This window comes from Psychrobacillus sp. NEAU-3TGS (assembly GCF_029955155.1).
Taxonomy (GTDB): Bacteria; Bacillota; Bacilli; order Bacillales_A; family Planococcaceae; genus Psychrobacillus.
Window position 1 is genome coordinate 341,738 of sequence record NZ_JAPNOZ010000006.1, and the last position, 882, is coordinate 342,619.

General features: G+C 49.9%; 9 tRNA genes. 5 read left to right on the forward strand and 4 right to left on the reverse strand.

What is annotated here, in order from left to right:
• Positions 1-23 precede the first annotated feature (23 nt).
• The 4 genes from OR571_RS06575 to OR571_RS06590 all read right to left on the reverse strand — a co-directional run bounded on the left by OR571_RS06575 (position 24) and on the right by OR571_RS06590 (position 397).
• Positions 24-99 (reverse strand) — tRNA-Val (locus OR571_RS06575).
• 29 nt (positions 100-128) lie between these two features.
• Positions 129-203: transfer RNA gene (locus OR571_RS06580), tRNA-Glu, on the reverse strand.
• A gap of 22 nt (positions 204-225) precedes the next feature.
• Positions 226-317: transfer RNA gene (locus tag OR571_RS06585), tRNA-Ser, on the reverse strand.
• A 5-nt stretch (positions 318-322) separates the two neighbouring features.
• Positions 323-397, reverse strand: a tRNA-Asn gene (locus OR571_RS06590).
• Positions 398-426: 29 nt separating this feature from the next.
• On the opposite strand from OR571_RS06590, the gene OR571_RS06595 reads away from it, so the two are divergent.
• The 5 genes from OR571_RS06595 to OR571_RS06615 all read left to right on the forward strand — a co-directional run bounded on the left by OR571_RS06595 (position 427) and on the right by OR571_RS06615 (position 871).
• Positions 427-502: transfer RNA gene (locus tag OR571_RS06595), tRNA-Val, on the forward strand.
• 14 nt (positions 503-516) lie between these two features.
• A tRNA-Thr gene (locus tag OR571_RS06600) sits at positions 517-592 on the forward strand.
• 6 nt (positions 593-598) lie between these two features.
• Positions 599-671, forward strand: a tRNA-Lys gene (locus tag OR571_RS06605).
• A 23-nt stretch (positions 672-694) separates the two neighbouring features.
• A tRNA-Leu gene (locus tag OR571_RS06610) sits at positions 695-779 on the forward strand.
• Positions 780-796: 17 nt separating this feature from the next.
• Positions 797-871, forward strand: a tRNA-Gly gene (locus tag OR571_RS06615).
• Positions 872-882 lie beyond the last annotated feature (11 nt).

Genomic DNA, 882 nt, shown 5'->3' on the forward strand with positions numbered 1-882 from the left:
TTATACTTACTAATTTAACTTAATGGTGGAGGATGACGGGCTCGAACCGCCGACCCTCTGCTTGTAAGGCAGATGCTCTCCCAGCTGAGCTAATCCTCCGTTTAATGCTGGTATATCTTATAAATGAATGGTGACCCCTACGGGATTCGAACCCGTGTTACCGCCGTGAAAGGGCGGTGTCTTAACCGCTTGACCAAGGGGCCATTATGTATTAGAGAAGTTATCTGGCGGAGAGCAAGGGATTTGAACCCTTGAGACAGGGTTACCCGCCTACACGATTTCCAATCGTGCTCCTTCGGCCACTCGGACAGCTCTCCATTAATGGCTCCGAAGGTAGGACTCGAACCTACGACCAATCGGTTAACAGCCGATTGCTCTACCACTGAGCTACTTCGGAATATTTCTATACATACAAATTAATACCCAGGAGGATTAGCTCAGCTGGGAGAGCATCTGCCTTACAAGCAGAGGGTCGGCGGTTCGAGCCCGTCATCCTCCACCATATTTATTCCAAACGCCGGAGTAGCTCAACTGGTAGAGCAACTGACTTGTAATCAGTAGGTTGAGGGTTCAAGTCCTTTCTCCGGCACCATAGTACGAGCCATTAGCTCAGTTGGTAGAGCATCTGACTTTTAATCAGAGGGTCGTAGGTTCGAATCCTACATGGCTCATCACTTTTATGTGAATTATTCACGCGGGTGTGGCGGAACTGGCAGACGCACTAGACTTAGGATCTAGCGCCGCAAGGCGTGGGGGTTCGACTCCCTTCACCCGCACCATTTAATTTTATAAACGAGCGGAAGTAGTTCAGTGGTAGAACACCACCTTGCCAAGGTGGGGGTCGCGAGTTCGAACCTCGTCTTCCGCTCCAAAGATTCATTG